Genomic DNA, 23,009 nt, shown 5'->3' with positions numbered 1-23,009 from the left:
TGTCGCTTCAATGTCCGCCGCGGTTCGCGAGCATCACTCGCGGGCCGTCGGCGTGCCAAATGTGATCTGGAATCCATGCTTCAGCTCTTCTACTCGAACCGCTACGAAACGCTGGTGGGCGCGCTGCTCGACGACCTCGCGCAGGCGCCGTCCGACCCATGGACCGCGCGTCCCGTGATCGTGCCGAGCGCGGCCGTGCGCCGGCGGCTCGAACTCGATATCGCCGCGCGCCAGGGCATCTGCGCGAACGTGAACTTTGGTTATCTCGCGCAATGGTTGTGGGCGCAGATCGGCGGCGTGATCGAGGTGCCGAAGCATTCGCCGTTCGCGCCGGACCGGCTCGTGTGGCGCTGCTACCGGCTGCTCGACGACACCGACGAAGCGCTGCCGTGGAATGCGTCGCCGCGTTTGCGCGCCTATCTCGATGCGGCCGACGCGTCGATGCGCTACGAACTCGCGCGGCGCGTCGCGACCGTGCTCGATCACTATCTGACCTATCGCCCCGAATGGCTGCTGCAGTGGCAGAAGGGCGGCTCGATCTTCGCGAGTGGCGCGGCAGACGACACCGGTCCGCGTCTGACCGGCGCGAGCGATGCGGCGCGCGAAGACGAGCGCTGGCAGGCGGCGCTGTGGCGCGCGGTGCTCGCCGAACTCGCGCAAGCCGGCGGCCATGCGCAAACATCCGCGGCCGCGTTGCCACCCGCGTATCGGTTCCTCGATGAAATCGCCGGGCTCGATCTCGAGGCGATCTCGAACGCGCAATGGCCCGAGGCGGTCAGCGTGTTCGCGCTGCCGACCATGCCGCCGCTGCACATTGCGTTGCTGCGCGCGCTGTCGCGCTGGATCGACGTGCGTCTCTATGTGATGAACCCATGCCGCGAGTTCTGGTTCGACGTGGTCAGCGAAGGGCGCGTGCAGGCGCTCGACGCGGCGGGGCAGCTCGACTATCAGGAAGTCGGTCATCCGCTGCTCGCCGAATGGGGACGGCAGACTCAGGCGCAGCTGCATATGCTGCACGAGCTGACCGAAAGCGCGGCATCGGCCGAGACCGGCGACTTCACCGAGAACCCCGAACCGAGCTGGCTTGCCGCCGTGCAGAACGGCATCCTCGATCTGCGCAACGAAGCCGATGCCGACGAGTTGCCTGTCGAGCGCGGTATCGAGGTCCACGTTTGCCATAGCCTGTCCCGGCAGCTCGAAGTGCTGCACGATCGCCTGCTTGGCTGGTTCGACGAGTTCGACGATTTGCAGCCGTCCGACGTGCTGGTCGCGGTGTCCGATCTGGCGGCGGCCGGTCCGCTGATCGATGCGGTGTTCGGCACCACGCCCGCCGGCGACACGCGCCGCATTCCGTACCGGATCACCGGCTTGCCGCCGTCGCAGGCCAATCCGGTCGCGCGTCTGTTGCTCGACTGGCTCGCGCTGCCCGAGCGCAGTGTGGGTGCGCCAGATCTGATCGAATGGCTGCGCGTCGACGCGGTCGCGGTGCGTTACGGCATCGATGCGAATTCGCTCGAAGCCGCGCAGGAATGGCTCGCGGCCGCCGGCGCGCGGCGCGGGCTCGCGCCGCTCGAACCGGTCGGCGAGCACGTGCCGGTCGCGCGTCATACGTTCGCCGATGCGCTCACGCGCCTGTACCTCGGCTATGCGATGCCGGCCGGCGGCGAGCCGGTCGATGCATGGCTGCCGGTCGAAGGCGCGGGCGGTTCGGATGCCGAATTGCTCGGCCGTCTGTCGCGCTTCGTCGACGATATCGACAGCTTCGCGGCGAGCTGTGCGATCGAGCGCACGCCCGCCGACTGGTCGCAGCTGCTGCTCGAAACGCTCGGGCAGTGCTTCGACGGCGGCGTCGAGTTCGCCGATTCGCTCGCGGCCGTGCGCGACGCGCTCGATGCGATGACTGCCGCGATGCAGGCCGGCGCGCACGACGTGTTGCTGCCGGCGTCGGTGGTGCGCACCGCGCTCACCGAAGCGCTCGACGACCCCGCGCGCGGCGGCGTGCCGTGGGGCAGCGTGACATTTTCTTCGCTGACGAGCTTGCGCGGTTTGCCGTTCCGGGTGGTCTGCCTGCTCGGCATGGACGACGGCGTGCTGCCGTCGCTCGCGCGTGCCGACGAGTTCGATCTGATGGCCGCGTTCGGCAAGGCCGGCGACCGTCAGCGCCGCGACGACGAGCGCAATCTGTTCCTCGATCTGCTGCTCGCCGCGCGCGAGCGGCTCTTCATCGCGTACACGGGCCGCAGCATTCGCGATAACGCGCCACTGCCGCCGGCCGCGCTCGTCGACGAATTGCTCGATCATCTCGCGCAGGTGTCGGCGGGCGAGGACGCGAGTCCGGCCGACGTCGACCGCGCCCGGCGCGAGTTCATCGTCGAGCATCTGCTGCAGGCGTTCGCGTCGGACTATTTTGCGGCGAAGGCGGACCTGTTCACCTACGACGCCGATCGCGCCGAGCTGGCCACGCTGCTCGCCGAACCGCAGCATGCGGACGCCGCGCCGTTCTTCGATCAACCGCTGCCGCCGGAAGATTTGCGCGAGGTGCAGTTCGACGATTTCGTGCGCTTCTGGCGTCATCCGGCGCGCGCGTTGTTGCGCGACCGGCTCGGCATCGCGTTGTCGGACGCGCAAGGCGAACTGCTCGATACGGAGCCGTTCGATCTCGACTATGCGGGCCGCGACGCGCTCGCCGAGCGCCTGCTGCCGGTGCTGCTCGACGCCGACACCGCAGACGACGTGGTGTATAGCCGCGTGCAGCGCGTCGCCGAGGCGAGCCCCGAGTTGCCGGGCGGCGCGACCGGCGCGGTGTGGCGCGCTCGCGAACTGTCCGCGCTGCGGCAGTTGGCGCAAAGCGTGCGGCGCGAAGTCGCCGCCGGTGTCGAGCGCTTGCCGTTCGTGCTCGACATCAGGCCGCGCTGGCCGCAGGGCGGCGATGGCATCGATAGCGCCGATTCCCTGTTCGGCGACTACGACGCGCTGCTGCGCGAGGCCGCCGAAACGCCGCTGCAATTGCGCGGCACGTTGAACCTGCTGACCGGAACGGGACAAGTGATCTTTCGTTATGCCAAAGCCAGCGCGCGCGATTATCTATCCGCGTGGCTCGCGCATCTGGTCTATTGCGCGGCGCAGCCGGACGGTCCGCGCCGCACCGTGTGGCACGGCAGCGGCGAGAGCTTCGAGCTCGCGCCCGTCGCGGCGCCGCTCGACGAACTCGCGCCGTTGGCGGCGCTCTTCAATGCCGGCCGTCGGCTGCCGCTGCGCTTCTTCCCTAAGAGCGCATGGGCGAGAGTCAGCGAAAGCGAATCGGCGGCACAGGGCGTATGGATCAACGACCGCGTGCGCGGCGAGTCCGACGACCCCGCGTTGCGCATCGCGCTGCGCGGCACGCCGCTCACGCTCGCGGAGCCGTTCGGCAGCCTCGCCGCGATCGTCTTCAAGCCACTGATCCAGCATGTGCGGAGCGCCTCATGAGCGAAGCGCTGCGCCATCAAAACCTCGTCGCCGACGAACTCGACGTGTTCGCGTGCCCGCTCGACGGCGTGAACCAGATCGAAGCGTCGGCGGGCACCGGCAAGACGTGGAACATCTGCGCGCTGTACGTGCGGCTGCTGCTCGAAAAGAACCTGAACGCGGATCAGATTCTCGTCGTCACGTTCACGAAGGCGGCGACCGCGGAGCTGCACGAGCGCATTCGCGGCCGTCTCGCGGAACTGCATCGCGCGATCGAGATGGACGACGACGGCGACGATCCGTTCATCCGCCGGCTGTTCGAAACGACGCTCGCGCCGGAGAACGGTATCGAGCGCGAGGCGGCGTTGAAGGTCGTGCGCCGCGCGCTGCGCACCTTCGATCAGGCCGCGATCCACACGATCCACGCGTTCTGTCAGCGTGCGTTGCAGGAAGCGCCGTTCGCCGCCGCGATGCCGTTCGCATTCGAGATGGAAGCCGACGACGCGGCGCTGCGCTTCGAACTCGCCGCCGATTTCTGGCGCGAGCAGGTCGAGCCGGTCGCGCATGCGCATCCGGCGTTCGCTGCGTGGCTGGTGGCGAGGCGCGCCGGTCCGGCGTCGCTCGACGAGCAGTTGGCGCGCCGGCTGAAAAAGCCGCTCGCGCAATTGCGCTGGGGCAGCGTCGACGCGCACGGCGCTAGCGCCGATCCGCAGGCCGGCTTCGATGTCGCGTGCGCGATCTGGCAGGCCGAGCGCGACACGATCGTCTCGCTGCTCGCCGAGGCCCAGGAGCGCCTGAGCAAGACCACGCACAAGCCCGATCACGTCAGCGCCGCGATCGCCGCGTGGACCGACTACTTCGCGCGGGGCGACTGCCATGCGCCGCCGCCGCGCGCGGCGTTGAAGCTGACGGCGTCGGCGTTGAAGAAGGCGACCAAGGCCAGCTTCGAGCCGCCCGCGCATCCTTTCTTTGAGCATGCCGACGCGCTGGCCGCGGCCGTGGTCGCCGCCGAGGCCGCGCAGCGCGCGCGCTGGCTCGGGCTCGTGCAGACCTGGCTCGACTTCGCGCCGGCCGAGCTGGTGACGCGCAAGCGCACGCGCCGCGTCGTGTCGTTCGACGATCTGCTCGCGAATCTGTATCGCGCGCTGGCCGCGCATCCGTGGCTCGCCGATGCGTTGCGCAGCCGCTATCCGGCCGCGCTGATCGACGAGTTCCAGGACACCGATCCGCTGCAATTCGCGATCTTCAGCCGCATCTTCGCGCCGGCCGGGCCGCTGTTCCTCGTCGGCGATCCGAAGCAGGCGATCTACAGTTTCCGTGCGGCGGATCTGCATACGTATCTCGCGGCGCGCGAGTCGGCGTCCGCGTGCTACACGCTCGCGGTCAACCAGCGCTCGACCGCACCGATCGTCGACGCGTGCAACCGGATCTTCGAAGCGAACCCTCGAGCTTTCGTGCTCGACGGGCTCGACTATCAGCCGGTGCGTGCGGGCGAGCGGCGGCGTGCACCGTTCGCCGATCCCGACGCGAGCGGCGGCGATTTCCGCATCTGGACGTTGCCGCGAGGCGAGAGCGCGCTGAGCAAACGCGACGCGCAGCGCGCGGCGAGCGAAGCGTGCGCGGCCGAGATCGTGCGGCTGCTGCGAGGGGCGCGTGAAGGCGTCGTGACGATCGGCGACAAGCCGCTCGCGCCCGGCGATATCGCCGTGCTCGTGCAGACGCACAAGCAGGGCAGCCTCGTCAAACGCGTGCTCGCGTCATGGGGCGTCGGCAGCGTGGAGCTTGCGCAGGCGTCGGTGTTCGCGACGCTGGATGCCGAGCAGATCGAGCGCGTGCTGGCCGCCATCGACACGCCCGGCGATTTGCGGCGTCTGCGCGCCGCGCTCGCGACCGACTGGCTTGGGCTCGACGCCGCCGCGCTGTGGCGTCTTACGCAGGTCGCCGATGCACCCGCGGCCGAGGCCTTTGACGAACCCACGCCAGCACTCGATCCCGCCGACGCAATGGGCTGGGTCGAGCGTTTTTCGCGCTACCGGATGCTGTGGCACGAACGCGGCTTCGCCGTGATGTGGCGCACGCTGATGCGCGAGCTGCGGGTTGCGCAGCGGCTCGTCGCGGGTGTCGACGGCGAGCGCCGGCTGACCAACGTGAACCATCTCGCCGAGCTCGTACAGGCGCGCGCGGCCACCCAGCCCGGCATCGCGCCGACCTTGCGCTGGCTCGCCGCGCAGCGCCAGCAGGGCGGCGGGGAAGAGGCGCAACTGCGGCTCGAGTCGGATCGCAATCTCGTGCAGATCGTCACGGTCCATAAATCGAAGGGACTCGAATACGCGGTCGTGTTCTGTCCGTTCCTGAACGATGGTGGCTTGCGCGAGCCGCCGTCGTCGGGCTTGCCCGATGCGCGCGAGTACCACGACGACAGCGGCGACGCGGTGCTGCACTATGGTTGCGACGAACAGGAAGCCGAGCGCGCGTCGCGTTATGCGGTGCGCGAGCAGGCGGCGGAACGCGCGCGGCTCGTCTATGTGGCGCTCACGCGCGCGGTGTATCGCTGCTACCTGGTCGCGGGCACCTATCTGTCGTCGCGCTCGACCAAAGAGTCGCGCCGCAGCGTGCTGAACTGGCTCGTCGGCGGCAGCGGCCACACTTTCGACGCATGGCTCGCCGAGCCGCCCGACGAAGCCGCGCTCGCGGCGAGCTGGCATGCGCTGGCGGGCGGACCGGTCACCTTGCGGGCGCTGCCCGAAGTGACGCGCCGCGTGCCGCTCGAAAGTCTGCAGGATCTGGGCGCGCATTTGCACGCGCGCGCGAATCGGCGGCCGTTGCGGGATCAGTGGCGCATGGCGAGTTTCAGCGGCCTGATCGCGGCCGGCACGAGGAACGGGGATGCCCACGCGCACGCGCCGCAGGAAGACGTGCGGCCCGATCACGATGAGATCGCCGATGCGCTACAGTCCGCGCCGTTGCTCGCGCCGGTTGCCGCGACCAACGCCCCGGCGCATGCCGACGACGACATCCTCGCGTTCCCGCGCGGTGCGGCGGCTGGCGATTGCCTGCATCGGATGTTCGAGCTCGCCGATTTCAGCGACGCGCGCAGCTGGCCCGACGCGATCCGCGGCGCGCTGCGCGAGCGACCGGCGCCGGCCGCGCCCGAGCTCGCCGCGCGTTTGCCCGCGATGATGCATCGGCTGATCGCCGACGTCGTCTCGACCGAACTCGTGCCCGGCATGACGCTCGCGCGGCTAGATCCGCGTCGGCGCCTGAACGAACTCGAGTTTCTGTTCGCGGCGCCGTCGCTCGATTTTCCGGCGCTGCGCGAGCTGCTGATCGAATACGGCTATCCCGACGTCGCGCTGGAGCCCGGGGTGCTGCGTGGGTACATCAAAGGATTTATCGACATGATCGTCGAGCACGACGGCCGCTTCTGGATCGTCGACTGGAAATCGAACCATCTCGGCGACAGCGCGGCCGATTACGCGGCCGCGCCGCTCGAAGCGGCGATGGCGAGTCATGCGTATCACCTGCAGGCGCTGCTTTATACGGTCGCGTTGCATCGCTATCTGAAGACGCGCGTGCGCGATTACGCGTACGACACGCATATCGGCGGCTATCTGTATCTGTTCGTGCGCGGCGTGCGGCCGGACTGGCGCGATGTCGACGGCGCCGCCGGCGTGCACAGGCGGCGCGCGCCGTTCGAACTGGTGGCGCTGCTCGACGCGGCGATGATCGGAGGTGGCGCATGAGCACGTCCGGCACGCTTGACGAGCGCGCGGCCGCGCCGCTCGGTCTGGAAGACATCGGCGTCAACCTGCCCGCGCCCGCCGATTTCAGCATCGCGCTGGCCGAAGGGTTCGCGCGTCGGATCGGCATGCTGGCGCGGCGCGGTGGTGCATCGACCGAGGTGGTGAAATGGGCCGCGCGCGGCGCGTTCGCGGCGAGCCGCGCGACCGCCGAAGGGCACGTGTGCGTGCCGCTCGCGGCGCTCGCGCGCCGCTTCGACGCATCGAGCGCCGAAGTGCGCGCGGCGCTGCTCGCGAGCGGCATGGCAAGCGATGGCGCCGCGGACGCAGCGAGTGCGGCGGCGTTGCGGCCGCTCGTGATCGACGCGCAGGGGCGTCTCTATCTCGCGCGCTACTACGACTACGAGCGGCGCCTGGCCCACGCGCTGGTCGCACAGGCGACGGGCGACGCGAGCACTGCGAATGTCGACGCCGGCTCCGCGCCCGCCGCTTTGCGCGAACGCCTGCTGCGCTACTTCGGCCCCCCGAAAGACGACGAAATCGACTGGCAGCGCGTCGCGGCCGTGATGGCGCTGTCGGGGCGGCTGACGATCGTCAGCGGCGGTCCGGGCACCGGCAAGACCACGACCGTGGTCGGGGTGCTCGCGTGTCTGCTCGATGCGCGCGCCGATTTGCGTATTGCGCTCGCGGCGCCGACCGGCAAGGCGGCGCAACGGATGCAGGAAGCGTTGCTCGCACGCGCGGGCGACCTGCCGCCGGAGCTCGCCGAGCGTTTGCCGCAGACGTCGTACACGCTGCATCGATTGCTGGGCTCGGGACCGGGCGGACGCTTCCGGCATCATCGCGATAATCCGTTGCCGTATGACGTGGTCGTGATCGACGAGGCGTCGATGATCGACGTCGCGATGGCCACGCATCTGCTCGACGCGATCGGACCGCAAACGCGGCTCGTGATGCTCGGTGACAAGGACCAGCTCGCCGCGGTCGAAGCCGGCGCGGTGTTCGCCGAACTCAGCGCGCGGCCGGCGTTGAGCGCAAGCGGATTGCGACGGGTCGCGCAGGCGCTCGATATCGACGAGGCGCGGCTTGCGCGGGCTTTGCCGCGTGCGTCGCGTCAGGACGATGCAGCGCCGTTGGATGATTTTTTTGTGCCGCCCGAGGCGCTGCGCACGTTCGCGCCGGACGCATCGGGCGATCTGTTCGCCGATGTCGCGACAGCGGCGACTGACGAGCAGTCCGGTCGCGATATGCAATTGGCGAACGAACGCAATCCGCTCGCGGACTGCGTCGTCTGGCTCGAGCGCAACTACCGGTTCGGCCTCGAGTCGCCGATCGGCCGTTTGTCGGTTGCGATTCGCAACGGCTCGGCGAGCGCGGCGCTCGACGTATTACGGACCGATCCGACCGAGGACTGCGCCGCGGCGCTGCACGAGGACGCGCACACGACGCTGGCCGAGCGCACCGTCACGCGACTTGCCGCCGGCTTCGGGCCGTACGCCGACGCACTTGCCGCGGCGCTCGCCAGCGATACGCCCGATCCATTGCCGCTGTTCGACGCGCTCAACCGCTTCCGCATCCTCTGTGCGACGCGGCTCGGACCTCGTGGCGTCGATCAGGTCAATGCGGCGATGGCGGCCCAGGTGCGCCGCGCCGCGGGCGTCACACTCGCGGTCGGCGCGCAATGGTTTGCGGGACGTCCGGTGATGGTGACGCGCAACGACTACGCGCTGGGGCTGTTCAATGGCGACATCGGCATTGCGCTGCCGGGCGCGGGCGGCGCGCTGCGCGTGTACTTCCGCACCGGCGACGGCGGCGTGCGCGCCGTGTCGCCGGCCGCGCTGCCGCCGCACGACACCGCGTTCGCGCTGACGGTCCACAAGTCGCAAGGTTCGGAGTTCGAGCACGCGGTGCTGGTGCTGCCGTCGGCGTTCAGCCGGGTGTTGTCGCGCGAGCTCGTGTACACGGCGATTACTCGCGCACGCGAACGCGTCGAGGTGATCGGCGCGCGGGCCGTGCTCGCGCAGGCGATCGCGACGCCGACGCAGCGTGATTCGGGGCTGGCCGCGCGGATTGCGGAGGCGTCGCGTTGATTGCGCAAGCGCAGGCGGAACACGCGGAGTGGAGGGCGTAGAGTGCGAGCGGCGCTCAACCGGCCATGCCGCTCGCCCGCTCGATAGACTCGACGCGGCTGCGCATCGTCTTGCGATACCACAGGGTCCACAGCGCCAGTCCCGCGTAGATGCCGTAGCCAATAAAGGGCGACACGACGAGGAAGCGTTCGATCGGCCACGTCAGCGCCATCCACGCGCGTAGCGCGGTCTCGGCGGTCAGGCCGACGCCCCACACGAGCGTCATGGTTCGCAACGCGGGAGCGAGACCGGGGCGTTCGCGCCACAGCGCCTCGAAATGCGCGGCGCCGCCTTCCATTTCGCGCGCGAGAGTCGCGCGCGCGAGGTAGAAGATCAGCGGACGACGCATCGGCAGCGACAGCAGGAACACCACGCCGACCGCGCCGGACACCAGCGACTCGCGCAACAGCAGCATGCGCGGACTGCCGCCGAGCGCCATGGCCGCGACCGACAACACGATGCCCGCGACCACCATCACGCTGAGCGCATCGACGCGTCTGAAGCGTGCGAGCTCGATCGCGCTCCAGATGAGCGGCGGCACGGCGGACGCGATCAGCGCGCCGGTCTCGCCGACTCGCGGTATCGCGAGCCGGTAGGCAAGCCACGGCAGCAGAAAGTTGACCGCCAGTTCGAGCACGAAACCGGGACGGATTTTCATTTGAATTTACGCCGTAAGCGAAAGAGCCAGTATCGATGAACCGGTCGTGCCGACGCAAATGGTTTTTTTCGTAAGCGATCGCGTGCCGGTGCCGCCCAGCACTGCACCCGGCGCTGCGGCGCGCTGCGGCGACCTCGGGCATCTCGCGCCGAGCGCTTGTACACTGATGCATCTTTCTTCCCGACCGCCCATGACATCCCGCTACCCGATCCCGCCCAACGAAATCGAACTGACCGCCGTGCGCGCGCAAGGGGCGGGTGGGCAGAACGTCAACAAGGTATCGAGCGCGATCCATCTGCGTTTCGACGTGCGCGCCTCATCGCTGCCGGAAGTGCTGAAAATGCGTCTGCTCGCGCTGTCCGACCACCGGCTCACGCGCGACGGAGTCGTGGTCATCAAGGCGCAGGAACATCGGACCCAGGAGATGAACCGCGCGGCGGCGCTCGCGCGGCTCGATGAACTGATCGAAAGTGTCAGCGTCACCCGCAAGCATCGGGTCGCGACGCGGCCGACTCGCGCGTCGAACCTGCGACGGCTCGACAGCAAGGCAAAGCGCAGCGAGGTGAAGTCGGGGCGCGGCCGCGTGCACGAGTAGCGGCGCGGGTCGCTAACGCTTCGTGCCGCGTCGGCCGGTGCGCACATCCGGCGGCGATGCCTCCGGCACGAAGTCGACGCACAGCACGTTCGTGCCGTCGCGCTCGAACGCGATCGCCGCGGTGTAGCAGTCTTGACCATCGGCGAGCGAATAGTGCGGCCCCATCACCGCGACGCGGCCCGGCGCCGCGAGCGCGTGCCGGAAATACGCGCGACGCGACCAGTTGCTGCGCGTCTCCGTATAGAGCGGCGCGAGCCGCTTCGGAGGCGGCGGGACCGATGCCGCCGTCACCGAAGGCTGGGTCTGCTCGCCCTGGTCGTCGGTGAGGAATACGCGGCGTGCTTCGGGCAGATGCCAGACCCTTTGCGCAGCCTGTTCGAGGTCGCCGGTCGCCTTGTAAGTGTCGGCGGCGGCCAGCACCGCTTCCGCGAAGCCCTCGAAGCCGAGCCGCTGGTGGCCGGCGTGCGCGCGCTCGTAGTCGGCGAACTTGCTCCAGATCGATTCGACGAGCGCGGGCACCTTCGTGCAGGCGGCCCGCACGCTGCTCTTCGGCTGGCCGAACCAGAAGCCTTGCACGAAATCGACGTCGGCCTGCATCAGGATCATCAGCTCTTCATCGGTTTCGACGCCTTCGGCGAGCACCAGCGTGCCCGACTGATGCAACATTGCGATCAGATGGCTGATCATCGATTCGTCGCCCTCGCGCTTGCCTGCGCGCGCGACGAGCGAACGGTCGAGCTTGACGATGTCGGGGCGGAAGCGCCATACGCGGTCGAAGTTCGAGAAGCCGGTGCCGAAGTCGTCGATCGCGATCAGGAAATCGCGCGGCTGGGAGGCGGCGAGCATGCTGGCGACGGCGGATTCATCGTCGGCGGGCTGCTCGAGCACTTCGATCACGATGCGCTCCTGCGGCAGCCCGAAATGCGCGGACAACTCGTCGATGAACGCGCGCTGCGGCCAGCCGGTTTCGAACACCTGCGGGCGTGTGTTCAGAAACAGCCATCCGGTGCTGATGCCTTGCTCCATGAAGTTCGCCACGTGCAGGCAGCGCGCGATGCGGTCGAGTTCGCGCGCTTCGGCGGCCGAGCGCGTGCCGGAGAACAGCACTTCGGGCGAAACGGGCAGGCCGACCGGATCGAACGCGCGCAACAGCCCCTCGTAGCCAACCACGCACTGATGCGTGACCGACAGCACCGGCTGGAACACGCTGTGCAATGTCAACGCGCGCCACGTCGCGGTCCAGCCCGACTCGCCGCGGACCAGGTGCGGGAGCACGCCGCTCACGGTCAATTCGCTGACAGATGGCATAGAAGCGGGCATCAGAGCTGACATGGGATTGTTGCGGCAAGGGGTAAAGGGGCTCGCAAACCCATTCGGCGCGCAGCGCCCGCACACCCGAAGCGTCGCCGGGACGACACGAACGCGTCCCGCGAACACGGAGGGCAGTACCAGCTACGCTGGACTCCGGCGAATTGGTCAAAATGAGTCTAGCAGTTTGCAGCGTGCATCAATGTGCGGGTTATCACAAAGGCATAAGCGCGAGAATTGTCCGCAAAACGGCTGCCAACGGCCATGCGGCAACCCGTTGCGGTCATGCGCCGGAGCGTTTCGCGCGCTTGCCACGCGTGAAACCGATTCTCAATCGCAATGAGTTACCGTACCACGCCGAGGGTAGCAGGGCGCCCAGTGGTCGCCCGCCAAACTCCAGGCGCCGACGGTGCACACATCTTAGTGCCGGTGCGGAGGCTGATGTTGCGGTTCGGGCGGCGGGCTTGGCACTGCCTTGCCGGGCGGATTCCGTGTTGACGCGACGGTGGTCTGGCATGGCGGGCGGAGGCGAGATTCATGCGTCGCCAGGCTGGTGAGCGCCGTCGTCGGCAGGTTCAGCGACTGGCGGGTATGCTGCTGATTTTCGTAAAGAGGAGATCAGGCATGGCGGAAATCGCGGTGGTCGCAATTTCGGTGGCGAAACCGGGGCAAGAGGAGCTGTTGCGCGAGGCGCTCGAAGGCATCGTCGGGCCGACGCGCAAGGAAGCTGGTGTGCTGCAGTACGACTTGCACCGCGACGTGCAGGAGCCGCGCCGGTTCGTGTTCATCGAGCGATGGGAAAGCCAGGATGCGCTCGCGGCGCATGCGAAATCCGCGCATATCCAGGCTTATAAGAAAGCGGCCGCGGATTGGATCGAGCACGCGGAGATTCGCGTGGTGTCGAAGATCGCCTGAGCTCGGCGGGCGGGCGTCAGCGGCGCGCGGACGACACGCCGGCCAGGTGCGGCGGCACCGAGGCCGCCGGCGCGCCGTCAGCGATCAGTGAGTCGCTTGCGGGACATCGAGAATCAGGATGATGGTCCAGTCGGCGTCGCCGTCATGGTGATACTGACGCTCCGCGACGATGAACGGCTGCTGCTTGCCAGCCGGTCCGAGAAACAGCACGTCGCCTTCCATCGGCAGGCATTCGACGGGCGGCAGCGCGAGGTACGCTTCCTGACCGCCACGCGGCATCAGTTTTTCGATCTTGCGAGATGCTGCTTCGGTCCATTCGATATCAAGCTGGATGTTGCTCATGCTGTCCTCCGCACCAGGGTGCGCACGGGTTAGGGGATGCCGGCGGCTCGCCGGTCGGTGCGCGACTTTAGCATACAGAATGCTGTGCGCCGGAGGCTTTGCCAGACCGGTGCGCGTTCGAAGTGTGTCGTCGGCGGGGAGCGGATCGCGCAAATAAAAAAGCCGAATCCGGCGCTGCCGGCTTCGGCTTTTTCACCTTCACGACGAGGCCGCGAGGCGAGATCCGCGAAGTCGCTCAGGTACCCGACGCGTCCGCACCCTTCTTCGGATGATGCGGAGCCATCTTGTGATGTTTGGCCGGGGCGGCGGGTGCGGTTCCCATCGACTGCTCGCGGTTTTGCAAATCTTGCGCACGCTGCTCGACGTCGGCGGCTTTGGCCGGATCGGTGCTCGTCGTGATGCCCTGGTCCTGCGCGTAAGCTGCGCCGGCCGCGGCACACAGGGAAACCAGGATCGCCATGGACACTTTCTTCATCGTTACCTCCATAGAGTGGTGGTGGACCCGAGTATTGCTGTCCAGGGGAAAGACAATTCATTCTATCGAGCAAACTCTGCTCCAACGGATGGCTTTGTAACTGCGCTCGACATTTGTTACGTTTTGTAATGACTCCGTCGGCCCACATCGTTCGTCAGAACCAGCCGATCGCGCGATACAGGTGAAACTGCGCGAGGCCGATGAGCTCATGCAACGCTATCTCCGCGGCCACGAGATTACCGAAGCGCGGCAGCACGCCGAGCCGCACGCGCCGCGCGCTCGAAATCTGCGGCTGCGGCTCGACGCCGAAGCGGTGAAAGTCGAGCAGCGCACGCGGCATGTGATACGCGGAAGTGACGAGTATCAACGTGTCGTATTGTGATTGACCGACAATGGCCGAGACGTTGCGCGCGTTCTCGTAGGTCGTGCGGCTGCTTTTCTCGAGCACGATGTCCGAGCGCGGCACCTGCTGACGCAGTAGATAGGGCAGGTAGGTGTCGGCTTCCGTCGCGCTGTGCCGCTGAGGATTGCCACCACTCACGATCACCCGGCAGACGATCGCCGTGCGCTTGCAGGCCGCATAGTTCTGCGCGCTGACTTTGATGCGCGAAAGCACGTCGCGCGGTGGCACCAGCACGTGGTCGTGGTCGTAGATCGTGCCGCCGCCGAGCAGGATGATCCCGGTGCGTGGCGCGAAGGTGGCGGCCTCGGCGCTCTGTCGTTGCGGCTGCGCCAGATCGAGCAGTGGCGCGGTCAGCCAGCCGGCCGCCAGCAGCCAGAACAGCGCGATCAAGCAGACGATGAGCGGCCGTCGCGCACGTTTCCATAGCACGATTGCTGCAAAAAAAAGCGCTAATAAAGTGAATAGAATCAATTTAAATGGGGTAACGTATGTCCTTCGGGATAAATCCACGGGCCGGCCATCGCGCCGCGGCGGTTGCATCGTCGGTTCGGGGAGGGAACGCTAACATGCCGTTCTGACGGGGGTTCCGAAAACGAGACCAGGCAGCACCTGGCGGAAATCCGCCGTCAAACAGGCGGCGAGCTTCCGACCAGGAGCGGGTGCTACGCGCGTCGCCGGTGGCGCAGCGACGCGTGGGCATGAATGTGTCATAGCTGCACTTTAAGAAAGAAGTGAGATGACCACGTATTCCAACGAAGCGGTACTTGAAGCGCTGCGGCGAGCGCAATATCGCCAGGTGCCTTGGGCCAGAAGGCCGGGTGTCTTCCAATATCTTCGCGCGCTGGGACTGATGGACACCGTTCGTCAGCGAACCGTAGCCCCGGCGCCGGGCTTTCATGCCCCCGTCGACATCGCCGTGCTCACCGAACGCGGCAAAGCGGAGTTTGCGCGGCTCGAGCACGACGAGCGTCTGCTCACATGGACAGCGCAACGCATGAACGATTACGTTCTCGGCGCGGCTGAAACGCAGTCCGCAGCGACAGCCGAAGTCAGGCCTTAGTTCAAGGTTCATCGCTTATCTGAATCACTGTCCGCCCGGGCCTGTCACCCCCACGGCGGGCGGTCTCTACTGTCGGCCGGTCGCTATGCGCGTCCGCGGGCGACTCTCGGCTTCCCCATCGACCATGCGGCGACGCGTTCAGCGCCGGCCGTTGCCGTTGCGCGCCTTGCATGCCATCAACGCCACGGTGGCGAAAAAAAGCCCGTATCACGAAGATACGGGCATACCGGAATTACTACTGCCACGCTGTGCTAATGGCGTTGAGTCAGACCGGTGCCGCGTCCGGTGGTTCCCCGATCGTGCATACGCAATGCGAAAGACTCGTACCGCGTCGCACGACGCGCCACCCACGCGGCGACACATGACATCAACGCCGTCGCTGCTCCTCGCGCGGCGCATCAGGCCGTGCCCGGACATTGCTGGCGATATCGCCACGCAGATCGCCTCGCGGCGTCGGCGGCGTGAAGTCGCGATTGTGGGCCTCGCTTTGCTGCCACGCTTCCAGCGTAGCCTGACGGTCCGGGCGCCAGTTCCACCCTTGCGGGCGTTGTTGCGCAAATGCTGGCGCGGCCATCGATGAAATCACAATGCCGCACAACAGCAGTGACATTGGTTTCATTCCGAAATCCCCCTCAACCTCGAGCCCATCGTCTCAAGGCCTGTTTGCATAGGTATTAAGTTATGCCGGGGGAAGAAAGGGTGCTGTAATTAATAGTAAATGGATGTTTCACCCGGAGCTATCGGACAGTTTGCAAGTCTGAGGCCGCGCGCACGGAGCACTGTGGCGGCCGTGCGGATGGCGCTCCGAAAGCGGGCGCGAAACCGAGGGGCAGCGTCCCGCGGCGACCGTCAAATGCTCGCGGGTCGCGGCGTGCACACAATCGTGAATAAGGCGGCTGGATAAAAACCGGGCGCCCGCAGGCGCCCGGTGACAATGTAGTTTCGCGTCAGGCCATCTTGACCGGCGCGCGCCACGATTCCGGATTGGTCCAGAACGCGCCGCGCATACGGTCGCGGCTCGGCGGTGCCGGCGGTTTCGCGGCCGTTGCGCCGATCCTGCCGCGCAACGAGATTTCGCGGCCGCTGGTGCCAAGCCGCTTCACAATTTCAGCGAGCGTGCCATCGGCCTGCCACTCGTCGAAACGCCGGCGGCAAGTCGGCGGGGACGGATAGCGGCCCGGCAGCTTGGACCAGCCTTCGCCCGTCGACAACACCCAAAGTACGGCGTTGACCACCGCCCGAGCTTCCACGCGCGGTCGACCGCGCCGTTCGCTGCGCGTCGGCTCGGCACAGAACAAAGCCTCGACCAGCGCCCACTCGTTATCTCTCAAATCGTCGAACAGCATCATGTATCACCTCAGCGAAGCTAACTCCGGTGCGCTGCCCCGCGCCGCGCACTCTTCATACACTCGATAGGCGAGTGCCAAAGGGGACGGGCTTGCCACGGATTGCCGTTTCAGTCGGAAATCATGGCGCCGACCCTGCGCGTCTCACAACGCACGAAGTGTGCCAATTTGATATCGATTGCCTGAAAACCCCGTGGCGGCGGGCCAACGCGGGCGCCAACCAGGGCCGTATATGAATCCAAAAAACCCACCTCGCAAATCGGGACAATCACCAATCTTGTGCAGATGAGCCCGGCCAGCGGGCGTTCGCGCCTTTTTGCTGCATTGCGGCGGCCGGTGTGACGGGCGCTGTGCCGCATGGATTTAACCTACAATGCGCATTAAATTGCGTTATTGATGAGGTCAGCAAATGAATGTGACGCTGCGACAGCTCAGGGTTTTCATTGAGGTGGCGCGCTTGCAAAGCTTCAGCCGGGCCGGCGATGAAATCGGCCTCACACAGTCGGCGGTCAGTCGGTGCGTGCGCGAGCTCGAAGGCGAAATCGGCCTGAAGCTCATCGATCGGACGACGCGCGAAGTGCAACTAACCGACGTTGGCGGCAACCTTGTGTCGAGCGTGTCGCGGCTGCTGTCGGATCTCGACGACGCGTTGCGCGAGATCCGCGAAATCGGCGAGCAGCGCCGCGGACGCGTGGTGGTCGCGGCGAGCCCGACCGTCGCGTGCCGGCTGATGCCGCGCGTGGTCGCATCGTGCGGGCAGCAGTTTCCCTATGTGACGCTTGGTCTGCGCGACGACGTGCAAAGCGACGTGGTGCGCAAGGTGAAGTCGGGTGAAGTGGACTTCGGCGTGATCATCGGTCCGTTCTCCGACGACGATCTGCTCAGCGAGACGCTGATGACCGACTCGTTCTGCATCGTGTCGCGTGACGATCACCGGCTCGCCGCGCGCAAACAGGTGACGTGGAAGGACCTCGACGGCGAGCAACTCGTGATGCTCGACTATGCGTCCGGCAGCCGCCCGCTGATCGACGCCGTGATGCAGGCGCAGGGCGTGAACGCCACCGTGGTGCAGGAACTCGGCCATTCGGCGACAGTGTTCGGGCTCGTCGAGGCGGGCGTCGGGATCAGCGTGCTGCCGTGGCTCGCGCTGCCGCTGCCGGCGGGGGCGTCTCTGGTCGCGCGTCCGCTGGTGCCGCGCGCGGAGCGCCGCGTCGAGCTGGTGCGGCGGCGCGACCGGTCGCTGTCGCCCGCGGCCGAGGCGGTGTGGAATCTGATCAGGCAGCTGCCGGGGCGGGCCGAGGAGTTGAATTAAACGGGCGGGATGGTGTGCGGTCTGTCCCACCAGGCGTGGCCCGCCGCCCACCCGGCACCTGCTTCGCCGCTGTCCGATTACCCGGCGCGCTAAACTACCGCCGTCATCGCGCACGCCTTCGCGTTGCGCCCAGAGCCTCTTATCTTTCACCCTCCCGGAACCCTCGATGAGCGAATTGGACCTGCCCGTGCCCTCCATCCCGAATGCGCGCGACGCCGTGCGCGCGCTGCGTCCATCACAAATCCGAGAGGTCGCGAACGCCGGTTTCGGCGTGGACGACGTGCTGCCGTTCTGGTTCGGCGAGTCCGACCGCGTCACTCCCGCATTCATCCGCGACGCCGCGAGTGCAGCGCTCGCCGCCGGCGCGACGTTTTACACGCACAACCTCGGCATCGCGCCGTTGCGCGCGGCGCTCGCGGGCTACGTCAGCGAGCTGCACGGCGCAACGTCGCCCGAGCACATCGCGATCACGAGCGCGGGCGTCAACGCGCTGATGCTCGCCGCGCAACTGGTGGTCGGCGCTGGTGACCGGGTCGTCGCGGTGACACCGCTATGGCCGAATCTGGTCGAGATTCCGAAGATTCTCGGCGCGCATGTCGAAACCGTCGCGCTTGGCTACGGCGGACACGGCTGGGAGCTCGACGTCGGGCAATTGCTTGCCGCGCTGACGCCTGCCACGAAGATGCTGATGATCAACTCGCCGAACAATCCGACCGGCTGGGTGATGAATCGCGACGACCAGCGTACCGTGCTCGAACACTGCCGGCGGCACGGTATCTGGATCGTCGCGGACGAGGTCTACGAGCGGCTCTACTATCCCGGCGACGACGCCGCGCAGGCGGCCGGCGCGCGCACCGCGCCTTCGTTTCTCGATCTCACGACGCGCGACGAACGCGTGATCTGCGTGAATTCGTTCTCGAAAGCCTGGCTGATGACCGGGTGGCGGCTCGGCTGGATCGTCGCGCCGACCGCGTTGATGGACGATCTCGCGAAGCTGGTCGAGTACAACACGTCGTGCGCGCCGTCGTTCGTGCAACAGGCGGGCATCGCGGCGCTCGAGCAGGGCGAGCGCTTTACGCAGGAACTGGTGCGCGACCTGAGGACGTCGCGTGATCATCTGGTGCGCACGCTGTCGGCAGTCCCGGGCGTCGATGTGAAGGCTCCGCTGGGCGCGATGTATCTGTTCTTCGCGATGCCGGGCTCGACGCGCAGTCTCGATTTGTGCAAGGCGATGGTGCGTGAGGTCGGGCTCGGCGTGGCGCCTGGCAGCGCGTTCGGGCCGCAAGGCGAGGGGTTCGTGCGCTGGTGCTATGCGTGCGATACGGCGCGGCTAGATGCGGGCGTAGAACGCTTGACGCGGTTTCTGGCGCGCCACGCCGGCGCGTGAGCGCATGGTGTCGCGTGTCCGCCGCGCAGCGTCCTGGCGCGCCGCAAGCGGCGAAAGGCCGCGAATCGTGGATATCTTCTCAGTGGCGACTCGGTCCCCGCGAGCACGGGTACACCGGTCGGCGCCGAAGCAGAAGATGCACGGCAGATCGCGGCTTTACGCCCCGGTCGTTTTTGCGTAATATGGCGCTCAGTTCACGCGAATCCTTTCAGGAATATCGCCGCTCCGTCCGGCTGGGTCTGGCTCGATAAGTCTGTTCGCCACCCCCCGGTGCGTGCTCCCATCAATATGACCGATCAGAATCGGGCGAGCGCGTCTTCAGTTCCACATCGTCTGTTTGATCCGGTTCTTTGACCACAGGGTCTGACCTAGCTGCATGAATACCCAAGAGGCGAAGATCGTCCTCGAGACTGCCTTGATCTGCGCGCAGGAGCCGTTAAAGCTCGGCGAATTGCGCAAGCTCTTTGCCGACGGCGTGTCGGCAGACACTGTTCGGACTTTGCTCGAAGACCTGAAGCGGGACTGGTCTGGGCGCGGTGTGGAGTTGGTCGGGCTGGCGTCGGGCTGGCGGTTTCAAAGCAAGCCCGCGATGCGTTCGTATCTGGATCGACTGCATCCGGAAAAACCGCCGAAATATTCGCGCGCGGTGCTCGAAACGCTCGCGATCATTGCCTACCGGCAACCGGTGACGCGGGGCGACATCGAAGAAATTCGCGGTGTGACGGTGAATACGCAGGTCGTCAAGCAACTTGAGGATCGCGGCTGGATCGAGGTGATCGGTCATCGCGACGTGCCGGGGCGTCCGGCGCTGTATGCGACCACGCGTCAGTTCCTCGACGACCTTGGCCTAACGGCGCTCGACGAATTGCCGCCGCTGGCCGATCCGTCCGCGCAACTGAACGCGGATCTGCTAGGTCAGCACGCAATCGAATTTGCCGAGGGCGATGCGCAAAGCGTGCAGCAGCCAGATCAGGATGCGGAGCGCGACACGGAGAGTGACGCGGACGAACCGGAAGCGGCGGAGCAGTCGGCGTCCGGATTTGCAGCAGCACCGCCCGAGACCATAGCCGAGTCGACGTCCAAGCCGGAGCCCCATGCGGAAGCGACCGGGCAGTCCGGCACGACGAATGCGTCAAGTGCATCAGACGCGTCGAGCGCGCCGCACGACACGCAACAACAGCCGGAACCGGCACCTACGGCAACGCAGACCAGCGTCGCCGGTTCGGCACAGAATCACGATCCGGTCACCCCGACCGATCCGGCAACACCCGCGCACGACTCGGGCGTAGCTCGCAATACGGAGCACGCCGCCGAGCCGAACCCGATCGAGGCGGCGCGCGACGATCCAGAGGATCGCCGCGATGCCGCGCAGGACGCAGGTTTTCTGACCGACGACGAAACCGAGTCGCGCAGCGCCTGACGTAACCGAACTTTTTTTGCCGCGCCCGCAACGGGCGCGCGCGACCTGACATTTTGAGGTTGTTTTGACACATACCCACGACACCGATTCGTCCGAATCCGAGCGCCCCGTGCCGTCGGCGCGGAGCGACGAACGCACTACGCAAGCGTCGGCAGGCGAGGGCGAGCGCCCGGCTCACGGCGCGGAAGCAGAGGGCGAAGAACGCCCCCGCCGCGGTCTGCGTCGCGGGCCGCGCAGCCTGATCGCGCGACGCCGCGCCGGCGCAAAGACTAAGGCGGCCGAGGGCGCGCCCGCGCAAGGCGCGCCGGTCGTCGCCGAAACGCCACCGGACGGCGAGGTCGTCGCCCAGGCGCGCGCACCGCGCAAGGACGCGGGCGCGAAACAGGGCGGGCGTCGCAATGCCGGCGGCGCGGCGAAGCGCGAGGGCGCGCCACGCGAAGGCCAGCGCGAACGTCAGCCGCGCGAAGGTCAACGTGAGGGCCAGCGCCAGAATCGACGCGGCGCCGATGCGGCCGTGGCCTCCGAATCGGCTCAGGACGATCTGTTCTCGTATGTGACATCGCCCGCATTCGACGCCGATAACACCACGACTGGCGGCGTACGCGCGCCGATGCTGCGCCGTGGCAAGGCAACGGGCCCGAAGCGCGTGCTGTCGCCCGATGACGACGCGCCGAAGCTGCATAAGGTGCTAGCCGAGGCGGGCATGGGCTCGCGCCGCGACATGGAAGAGCTGATCATCGCAGGCCGGGTGTCGGTGAACGGCGAGCCGGCGCACATCGGCCAGCGCATCATGCCGACCGACCAGGTTCGCATCAACGGCAAGCCGGTCAAGCGCAAGCTCGCCAGCAAGCCGCCGCGCGTGCTGCTGTACCACAAACCGACCGGCGAAATCGTCAGCCACGCGGACCCGGAAGGCCGCCCGTCGGTGTTCGACAAGCTGCCGCCGATGAAAACCGCCAAGTGGGTCGCGGTCGGCCGTCTCGACTTCAACACCGAAGGTCTGCTGATGCTGACCACCTCGGGCGATCTCGCGAACCGCTTCATGCATCCGCGTTACAGCGTCGAGCGCGAATATGCGGTGCGTGTCGTCGGCGAACTGGCCGAGGGTATGCGCCAGAAACTGCTGCATGGCGTCGAACTCGAGGACGGCCCGGCGAACTTCCTGCGCATCCGCGATGGCGGCGGCGAAGGCACTAATCACTGGTACCACGTCGCGCTCGCCGAAGGGCGGAATCGCGAAGTGCGCCGCATGTTCGAAGCGGCCGGCCTGATGGTCAGCCGGCTGATCCGCACTCGCCATGGCCCGATCTCGCTGCCGCGTGGTCTGAAGCGCGGCCGCTGGGAGGAGCTCGAGGATAATCAGGTGCGCGCGCTGATGGCCTCGGTCGGCCTGAAGGCGCCGGCCGAGGAACGCGGTAGCCGCAATGCGGCGCCGGAGCGTCGTCAGCCGGATCCGATGCAGACGTCGATGGGCTTCATCAACCGCGAGCCCGTGCTGATGTCGCATAGCCGCTTCGAGCAGCAGCCGCGCGGCCAGGGACGCCGCGGCGCGGCGGGCGGCGGCTTCGGCGCAGGCACGGGGAGCGGCGCTGGCTTTGGTGCCGGCGTAGGCAATCGTGGCCCCGGCGGGCAGCGCGGCCGCGATGTCGACGGCAATCGCGCGCCGTCGCCGAACGGCAATCGTGCACGCACGGGCGGCAAGCGTGCCGGCCCGGCCGGCAACAGCGCCGGCAATCGCGGGCCGGGTGGCAATCGTGGCGGCAACACCAACCGCGCCGGTGGGAACGCGGGTCCGGGCGGCGCAAATCGTGGTGGTGGCACGTCGCGCGGTCGCTCGCGGGGTCGTTAGGCGGCGCGCTGTACCGTTGAGCGGCCATAGCCTTCGGTGCGGTTCGTACGACCTGCAGGGCTAGGACCGCTTCAGACGGCTCGCTCAGCAAACGCGACGCACATCAATGCTGAACGCTTACCGGACGCGCCGTTTTTTGTTTTTGCCGATTCTATGCCGCCTCTCGTTTGCCTCGTTCGAGCGGCTTCCCGATGCGTCAAACCCCGCGCGAGACGGCATCGAATACCCAAAGGACGATTCACCGCAACGTGTTGGCGTGGCCCGTCCTGGCTCCCTTTCCGCACGGCTCGTGCGACCTTGCAAAAGCCCGGATTTGCCGCCACATGGTCGAAAGATTCCTATCAAATCAAGCGGAAATGCGGATCGCCCGTCGTTCTGCGGATTGCCTTTGGGCCGAAAAATGGCTACAATCGCGAAGTCGCTGGGCGTACGGTTTCATGTGCGGCTCAGGTGCGACCACCGGCAATAAGATGATGGGCGTTCAGCCCATTTTTTTTTGCCGCTCAGTTCATCGTGGTTCGGCATCTCGGGTTCGCACCAACGTGCGCCGGCTTGGCGCGCGGCCCGCATTGGTTGTTTGCAGAAGAGGCGAGGCTCGCTGCGCGAACATCTAAGAGGGCACT

17 protein-coding genes are annotated in these 23,009 nt (G+C 67.1%); 10 read left to right on the top strand and 7 right to left on the bottom strand.

Features of this window, described 5'->3' with window-relative positions; genetic code table 11:
* Positions 1–75: 75 nt before the first annotated feature.
* Genes recC through QFZ94_RS23805 form a run of 3 tightly spaced genes read left to right on the top strand, consistent with a single transcriptional unit; the run spans position 76 to position 9,277 of the window.
* The gene (gene recC / locus QFZ94_RS23815) at positions 76–3,468 is read left to right on the top strand and encodes an exodeoxyribonuclease V subunit gamma (RefSeq protein ID WP_429459961.1); all 3,393 of its coding nucleotides are present in this window, start codon (positions 76–78) and stop codon (positions 3,466–3,468) included.
* On the top strand, positions 3,465–7,190 hold the full coding sequence (recB, locus tag QFZ94_RS23810; protein WP_429459959.1) for an exodeoxyribonuclease V subunit beta: 3,726 nt from the start codon (positions 3,465–3,467) through the stop codon (positions 7,188–7,190). The genes recC and recB overlap by 4 nt, the downstream gene beginning before the upstream one ends.
* A complete protein-coding gene (locus QFZ94_RS23805; RefSeq protein ID WP_429459957.1) occupies positions 7,187–9,277 on the top strand; it encodes an AAA family ATPase in 2,091 nt (696 codons plus the stop codon). The genes recB and QFZ94_RS23805 overlap by 4 nt, the downstream gene beginning before the upstream one ends.
* 55 nt (positions 9,278–9,332) lie before the next feature.
* Here the strand turns inward: QFZ94_RS23805 and QFZ94_RS23800 are convergent, their stop codons facing one another.
* Entirely contained in the window at positions 9,333–9,974 is a 642-nt protein-coding gene (locus tag QFZ94_RS23800; protein ID WP_368582695.1) for a VC0807 family protein, read from the bottom strand.
* A gap of 190 nt (positions 9,975–10,164) precedes the next feature.
* On the opposite strand from QFZ94_RS23800, the gene arfB reads away from it, so the two are divergent.
* Positions 10,165–10,569 (top strand): alternative ribosome rescue aminoacyl-tRNA hydrolase ArfB, encoded by a 405-nt coding sequence (arfB, locus tag QFZ94_RS23795; protein ID WP_013089140.1) that lies wholly within the window; start codon positions 10,165–10,167, stop codon positions 10,567–10,569.
* 12 nt (positions 10,570–10,581) lie between these two features.
* On the opposite strand, the gene QFZ94_RS23790 is transcribed toward arfB, so the two are convergent.
* Positions 10,582–11,877: a sensor domain-containing phosphodiesterase gene (locus QFZ94_RS23790; RefSeq protein WP_429459955.1), complete on the bottom strand. Its 1,296-nt coding sequence runs from the start codon at positions 11,875–11,877 to the stop codon at positions 10,582–10,584.
* 624 nt (positions 11,878–12,501) lie between these two features.
* Here QFZ94_RS23790 and QFZ94_RS23785 point away from each other — a divergent pair.
* Complete coding sequence (locus QFZ94_RS23785; RefSeq protein ID WP_368582696.1) at positions 12,502–12,792, top strand: putative quinol monooxygenase; 291 nt, start codon at positions 12,502–12,504, stop codon at positions 12,790–12,792.
* A gap of 84 nt (positions 12,793–12,876) precedes the next feature.
* Here QFZ94_RS23785 and QFZ94_RS23780 read toward each other — a convergent pair whose 3' ends face one another.
* The 3 genes from QFZ94_RS23780 to QFZ94_RS23770 all read right to left on the bottom strand — a co-directional run bounded on the left by QFZ94_RS23780 (position 12,877) and on the right by QFZ94_RS23770 (position 14,483).
* Entirely contained in the window at positions 12,877–13,134 is a 258-nt protein-coding gene (locus QFZ94_RS23780) for a hypothetical protein (protein ID WP_008923870.1), read from the bottom strand.
* Positions 13,135–13,369: 235 nt separating this feature from the next.
* Positions 13,370–13,609, bottom strand: coding sequence for a hypothetical protein (locus tag QFZ94_RS23775; protein WP_368582697.1), 240 nt, complete (start codon positions 13,607–13,609; stop codon positions 13,370–13,372).
* A 154-nt stretch (positions 13,610–13,763) separates the two neighbouring features.
* Positions 13,764–14,483, bottom strand: a complete 720-nt coding sequence (locus QFZ94_RS23770; RefSeq protein WP_429459952.1) for a YdcF family protein — start codon at positions 14,481–14,483, stop codon at positions 13,764–13,766.
* 265 nt (positions 14,484–14,748) lie between these two features.
* On the opposite strand from QFZ94_RS23770, the gene QFZ94_RS23765 reads away from it, so the two are divergent.
* Positions 14,749–15,072 (top strand): hypothetical protein, encoded by a 324-nt coding sequence (locus QFZ94_RS23765; protein ID WP_176378009.1) that lies wholly within the window; start codon positions 14,749–14,751, stop codon positions 15,070–15,072.
* A gap of 367 nt (positions 15,073–15,439) precedes the next feature.
* Here QFZ94_RS23765 and QFZ94_RS23760 read toward each other — a convergent pair whose 3' ends face one another.
* A complete protein-coding gene (locus tag QFZ94_RS23760; RefSeq protein ID WP_368582698.1) occupies positions 15,440–15,691 on the bottom strand; it encodes a hypothetical protein in 252 nt (83 codons plus the stop codon).
* Positions 15,692–16,019: 328 nt separating this feature from the next.
* Positions 16,020–16,421: a transposase gene (locus QFZ94_RS23755; protein WP_368582699.1), complete on the bottom strand. Its 402-nt coding sequence runs from the start codon at positions 16,419–16,421 to the stop codon at positions 16,020–16,022.
* 406 nt (positions 16,422–16,827) lie between these two features.
* Between QFZ94_RS23755 and QFZ94_RS23750 the strand changes: the two genes are divergently transcribed.
* From QFZ94_RS23750 to rluB, 4 genes are all read left to right on the top strand, one after another.
* Positions 16,828–17,730, top strand: coding sequence for a LysR family transcriptional regulator (locus QFZ94_RS23750; protein WP_013089149.1), 903 nt, complete (start codon positions 16,828–16,830; stop codon positions 17,728–17,730).
* A gap of 166 nt (positions 17,731–17,896) precedes the next feature.
* Positions 17,897–19,117 carry a pyridoxal phosphate-dependent aminotransferase gene (locus QFZ94_RS23745; RefSeq protein ID WP_429459949.1) on the top strand — a complete coding sequence of 407 codons (1,221 nt, stop codon included), beginning with the start codon at positions 17,897–17,899 and terminating at the stop codon, positions 19,115–19,117.
* Positions 19,118–19,493: 376 nt separating this feature from the next.
* Complete coding sequence (gene scpB, locus QFZ94_RS23740) at positions 19,494–20,537, top strand: SMC-Scp complex subunit ScpB (RefSeq protein ID WP_410848954.1); 1,044 nt, start codon at positions 19,494–19,496, stop codon at positions 20,535–20,537.
* A gap of 64 nt (positions 20,538–20,601) precedes the next feature.
* A complete protein-coding gene (gene rluB / locus QFZ94_RS23735; RefSeq protein WP_429459946.1) occupies positions 20,602–22,386 on the top strand; it encodes a 23S rRNA pseudouridine(2605) synthase RluB in 1,785 nt (594 codons plus the stop codon).
* Positions 22,387–23,009: the final 623 nt, after the last annotated feature.

Origin of the sequence: Paraburkholderia sp. JPY465 (assembly GCF_050436725.1) — a bacterium.
Lineage (GTDB): Bacteria > Pseudomonadota > Gammaproteobacteria > Burkholderiales > Burkholderiaceae > Paraburkholderia > Paraburkholderia youngii.
This window is presented reverse-complemented; position numbering and strand designations above follow the sequence as displayed.

Excerpts from the sequence above, each read along its gene's own strand:
- recC (WP_429459961.1), top strand. The coding sequence starts at position 76 with ATGCTTCAGCTCTTCTACTCGAACCGCTACGAAACGCTGGTGGGCGCG.
- recB (WP_429459959.1), top strand. The coding sequence starts at position 3,465 with ATGAGCGAAGCGCTGCGCCATCAAAACCTCGTCGCCGACGAACTCGAC.
- QFZ94_RS23805 (WP_429459957.1), top strand. The coding sequence starts at position 7,187 with ATGAGCACGTCCGGCACGCTTGACGAGCGCGCGGCCGCGCCGCTCGGT.
- QFZ94_RS23800 (WP_368582695.1), bottom strand. The coding sequence starts at position 9,974 with ATGAAAATCCGTCCCGGTTTCGTGCTCGAACTGGCGGTCAACTTTCTG.
- arfB (WP_013089140.1), top strand. The coding sequence starts at position 10,165 with ATGACATCCCGCTACCCGATCCCGCCCAACGAAATCGAACTGACCGCC.
- QFZ94_RS23790 (WP_429459955.1), bottom strand. The coding sequence starts at position 11,877 with ATGCCATCTGTCAGCGAATTGACCGTGAGCGGCGTGCTCCCGCACCTG.
- QFZ94_RS23785 (WP_368582696.1), top strand. The coding sequence starts at position 12,502 with ATGGCGGAAATCGCGGTGGTCGCAATTTCGGTGGCGAAACCGGGGCAA.
- QFZ94_RS23780 (WP_008923870.1), bottom strand. The coding sequence starts at position 13,134 with ATGAGCAACATCCAGCTTGATATCGAATGGACCGAAGCAGCATCTCGC.
- QFZ94_RS23775 (WP_368582697.1), bottom strand. The coding sequence starts at position 13,609 with ATGAAGAAAGTGTCCATGGCGATCCTGGTTTCCCTGTGTGCCGCGGCC.
- QFZ94_RS23765 (WP_176378009.1), top strand. The coding sequence starts at position 14,749 with ATGACCACGTATTCCAACGAAGCGGTACTTGAAGCGCTGCGGCGAGCG.
- QFZ94_RS23760 (WP_368582698.1), bottom strand. The coding sequence starts at position 15,691 with ATGAAACCAATGTCACTGCTGTTGTGCGGCATTGTGATTTCATCGATG.
- QFZ94_RS23755 (WP_368582699.1), bottom strand. The coding sequence starts at position 16,421 with ATGATGCTGTTCGACGATTTGAGAGATAACGAGTGGGCGCTGGTCGAG.
- QFZ94_RS23750 (WP_013089149.1), top strand. The coding sequence starts at position 16,828 with ATGAATGTGACGCTGCGACAGCTCAGGGTTTTCATTGAGGTGGCGCGC.
- QFZ94_RS23745 (WP_429459949.1), top strand. The coding sequence starts at position 17,897 with ATGAGCGAATTGGACCTGCCCGTGCCCTCCATCCCGAATGCGCGCGAC.
- scpB (WP_410848954.1), top strand. The coding sequence starts at position 19,494 with ATGAATACCCAAGAGGCGAAGATCGTCCTCGAGACTGCCTTGATCTGC.